At 42.9% G+C, this 4,306-nt stretch carries 4 protein-coding genes and 1 pseudogene; 4 read left to right on the plus strand and 1 reads right to left on the minus strand.

The features are described 5' to 3' along the window. Positions 1-181: 181 nt before the first annotated feature. Together JUF11_RS12835 and JUF11_RS12840 are read left to right on the plus strand one after the other, a co-directional pair. Complete coding sequence (locus JUF11_RS12835) at positions 182-832, plus strand: recombinase family protein (protein ID WP_016364568.1); 651 nt, start codon at positions 182-184, stop codon at positions 830-832. A gap of 5 nt (positions 833-837) precedes the next feature. Next, positions 838-990: pseudogene (locus JUF11_RS12840) on the plus strand (BRCT domain-containing protein); the annotation flags it as partial. A 156-nt stretch (positions 991-1,146) separates the two neighbouring features. Here JUF11_RS12840 and JUF11_RS12845 read toward each other — a convergent pair. Beyond that, positions 1,147-2,163, minus strand: coding sequence for an IS30 family transposase (locus JUF11_RS12845; RefSeq protein WP_204119907.1), 1,017 nt, complete (start codon positions 2,161-2,163; stop codon positions 1,147-1,149). 131 nt (positions 2,164-2,294) lie between these two features. Here JUF11_RS12845 and JUF11_RS12850 point away from each other — a divergent pair, with 131 nt between their 5' ends. Both JUF11_RS12850 and JUF11_RS12855 read left to right on the plus strand, forming a co-directional pair. Further along, positions 2,295-2,855 carry a TetR/AcrR family transcriptional regulator gene (locus JUF11_RS12850; protein ID WP_204119908.1) on the plus strand — a complete coding sequence of 187 codons (561 nt, stop codon included), beginning with the start codon at positions 2,295-2,297 and terminating at the stop codon, positions 2,853-2,855. A gap of 124 nt (positions 2,856-2,979) precedes the next feature. Then, positions 2,980-4,056 carry a dihydrodipicolinate reductase gene (locus JUF11_RS12855; protein WP_003568823.1) on the plus strand — a complete coding sequence of 359 codons (1,077 nt, stop codon included), beginning with the start codon at positions 2,980-2,982 and terminating at the stop codon, positions 4,054-4,056. The last annotated feature ends 250 nt before the right edge of the window (positions 4,057-4,306 follow it).

The raw sequence follows: 4,306 nt of genomic DNA on the forward strand, positions 1-4,306 counted from the left end.
AGTACTAACAAGAATAGGTCTTCATGGCCTTTTTGGTCTAGTCGTCAGGGTGTTGCACTTGAATTGTAAACTGGGGTAATTTAAATCAATCTATTTGTTGCACTAGGGTGTACCCTATTGTAACTAAAGAGAGAAGGGAGTATTATTAGTTACATATAAGTGACCCGGAGGTGATCTAGAATTGTCTAAAATCGGTTATGCGCGTGTTAGTACGCGTGATCAAAATCTGGCGCGTCAAATTGAACAGCTACATGATGCCGGTGTTAATAAAATCTTTCAAGAGAAGCTTTCAGGTAAAAATGCCGATCGTCCTCAACTGAAAGCAATGTTAGACTATATTCGTGATGATGATGAAGTAGTGGTACTGAGCCTTGATCGACTTGGTCGCAATTCTCATGATTTGACTGACATCATCGAAACCATTCGGCATCGTGGAGCTCAATTGAACGTTCTAAATCTGCCTAGCTTTGCAAGTATTGAAGATCCTAACCTTCGTAACTTGATTACGACAATTATTGTCGAACTATATAAGTATATTGCTCAAGAAGAGCGCGAAACTATTAAGATACGGCAACAACAAGGCATAGAAATTGCCAAACGCCAGGGCAAATATAAAGGCAAAATTCGCGAATATGGTCCTCATTCACCTAATCGTCAAAAACGCTATATTTATAAAGAAGCCTGTCGCCTTTTGAATAGGAAGAAAGACGGAGATGAAACTCTGACCAAGCGACAAATTGCACGCATGTTAGGTATTGCACCAGTAACCTTATATCGCATCGAAAAGTATCAGGCAGAAGATCTAGCAAACGTTCCCCCTAGTGAGAGGTAAACATCATGATAGATTTAAGGGGCAAACGAATTCTCTTTACCGGCCGTTTGCGATCTTTTCGTCGTTTCCAGGCACAACAGTTAGCAATTATTCTAGGAGCAAAACCTGTCAACGGGATTGACAAAAATGTCGATATCCTTGTGGTTGGTATTATGGCTCTGGTGCAAATAGTCTGAGAGTGTGCCAAGAAAAGCAGCTGGAAACTAACCGCTGTGTGAATCGTATCGGCGAACATGGCGTGCACACGATTTTCTTCCCGTATTGTCAATCTAAGTGCAACAGTTTCTAGTCCAATCCTATAAGTGGTACACAGCTTAGAGTTCCGGCATCAGTTCCGCCGCACTCCGGTAGCCCAAGATACGACGAGGCCGGCTGTTGAGTGCGTCCTGGAAGCTCTGAATATCAATGATGTCGTAATGGTGGAGTGAGCGACCTTTCGGAATAAACTCTCGTAGAAGGCCGTTCTGGTTCTCATTTGTTCCGCGCTCCCATGGTGAGTACGGATGAGCAAAGTAGACATCAGTTCCTTCTACTGAATCTAGTTGTGCGAACTCACTGCCGTTATCAAAGGTGATGGTGGTGAAGTATTCCGCACCGTAATCATCAATGATGGACTGAAGTCCCACCTTACAGGTACTTGCTTTGTAGTTAGCGAGCTTGATGATGATCTCGAAGCGACTCGTCCGCTCTGTCAAAACCAGCAACGCAGGTTCGCTATCAACGCGCTTACCTTTCACTAAATCTCCTTCCCAATGGCCCCCTTGCCGACGGTCTTGAACTTCAATGGGTCTTTCATCAATCGAGGTATTAAGCTTCGTCTTATTGGTGCGGGTATGGGAATGGCTTCGTTTAATTCGCGAGCTGGGTTTGCGCGGTAAGTCGTGGGTCCGTAGTTCGAATCTACCGGCCTCAATATCCCGGTAAACCGTTGGTGTTGAAGGAACAACCTCGTCTGCGTGTTCCCGTTTGAAGGTGTGCACGAAGCTGTCCACACTGTGTACGCGTGGACGTTGCTTGATGGCAGCGGCACAGGCGGCGTAGAACTCGGGGTTCTTCTCAAGCATCGTCTTGGGGCGACACCGCTCCCGCCGCTGAGCGTGCAGATAAGCTGCCGTATCAGCAAAGTAAATCAACGCTACCTTATGTCCGGGAATTCGCTGTAGAACGGAGCCACGAGTGATCTCACGCGAAATAGTACTACGAGAGCGGTTGAGTTCGCGGGCAATCCGTGCTTGGGAGAATCCCTGATTGAGCAGAGTTTCAATGCGAACGCGATCAAAATTTGATAGTTGTTGGTAAGCCTTAGAGATGGTACGCTTGATGTTGGTCATGATGTGCCTTTCTTATGTGCTTGGTTGCTTATAAGAATAGGTCATCTTGGCCTTTTTGGTCTATTTAATTATGTGTTGCACTTAGATTGTAAACGCGGGAAGAAAACAGTTTAGATAATTGGGGTGAAAAGATGGCAACCTATTCGCAGATAGAACTAGACATAATCAAATCATTTAAAGGGCTGATGAAAGACCATGAATTCACTGAGATCTCAATTAAAATGATCGCTGAAAAAGCCGATATCACTCGACGCGGCTTTTACAATCACTTCTTAGATAAATATGATCTTGTCAGTACCATCTTTGAGCATGATCTTTTTCCAACAGTCATCAGTTTGACGAATATCAATGACTGGGATCAAGGGTCGCTGTTTATCGTGAATTATCTCCAAGACAATCGCGACTACTATAAAAAATTGTTGTCGCTTGAAGGACAAAACTGTTTACAGACAGAATTTTATAAATTGACTGAGATGCAGATTGGGATCTTGATCCCAGAAATATTGGTCGGTAGGAAAATTTCTGACGAAGATCAGGCATTTTTAAGCGATTATTATTTTCACGCTTATATGGGACTGACTACCGAATGGGTCAAAGGTAAATATGGTTTTTCAACTCAGGAGTTCGTTAAACGGTGGAAAGCCTTACTCAATAATTCAATGCATAATTATCTGGACAACTACGCTCGATGAATTACACAGATTGGATTAAATGAGAAAGATGTTACATTTGTGCCAATATGTGAATTGATAAATATTTCACAAGGAAATATTCTTTCCCTGTAAACGAAAGTTGACTTGAAAGGAGTTAGTTCTGGTGAGTAAATATAAAGTTATTATTTGGGGATTAGGAAACGTTGGTCGTTCCGCAGTGAGAATGATCGCGGAAAGACAAAATATTTTTGAATTGGTTGCAGCCGTTGACGTTGATCCAAAGAAGTTAGGTAAGGATGCCGGAGAAGTCTTTGATTTTGACAAAGTCGGCGTCAAAGTTTCAGATGATATTGATGCAGCCTTGAAACTTCCAGCTGACATTGTGCTCGACTTTTGCCCAACGGAAATGGACAAACAAGGAACATTCATGCCTTCTGCTATTCGACTCGCCAAATCGCTCGATGCCGGTAAAAACGTTATTACCACGATTCCGGTATATCATGTTCAAGACAGTCAGCCAGAAGTATATGAATATCTAAATGAACATGCTAAAGCACATAATGTTGCTTTTGTACCATTTGGACTTTTGCCAGGCGATTATGCCTCATATATCCCACTAGTTTTGGCCGGGGCCATGGGCCACGTGGATAAAATTGTTGTTCAATCCGGTGAAGATGACTGGCACAACACATCAGGCTGGGTCGATGTCTTCTCATATGGCGGCGATATCAATAAATATCCAAAACCAGACTCAGACGAAGATCTCTTGGCTAAGTTCATTTATGCTTATTATTCATCCGGCGTATACGAGATGGCCGATAGGATCGGTCTGAAATATGATACCTTCAAACCAGAGCATGAAGTCTTCACTGCACCCAAAGATTTGGAAACGATCAAGGGTACAGTCAAAAAGGGCAGCATTTATGCCCACAGATTTACCATGGCACTTTACAACGGCAACGAACAAGTAGCCGCCTTAAGATATGTTCATAAAGTTGATAATAAAGAGACACCAGAATTACCGATCAATAATACGATTCATATTGAAGGCTTGCCGTCAGTCGATGCGCAGATCGATGGATTGATCCCAGAAAGAGAAGGCTACGTTTCATCAGCCGCTCCAGCAGTCAACTTGATCCCTAGCATTCTCGAGACCGACAAGACAGGTTATGTTGAAGTCTGCGACCTTCCAGTAGTGATTGCCAGACCATTGGATATTGGCGCAAAAAAATTAGTCTAGACTAGGCTTTCGAAGCTGCTTTGACCATTAAGGTTGGAGTAGCTTTTTCATTTGCAAGTAAATCATTACGGCTTGTGTATACGGTATACAAAATGGAGAAAACGCTGACTAGTTTATAAATCATTGAGACTTAACGGTCGGATAAATGCTGATCTGATTATAGAAATAACAACACCTCAATTTTCAAGTCAAGTGCAACGATGATAACGAATTCTTGATAGTGGTCTAGGCTGTTACGCCATGCATCGGT

This window comes from Lacticaseibacillus suilingensis (assembly GCF_016861845.1).
GTDB classification, from domain to species: Bacteria; Bacillota; Bacilli; order Lactobacillales; family Lactobacillaceae; genus Lacticaseibacillus; species Lacticaseibacillus suilingensis.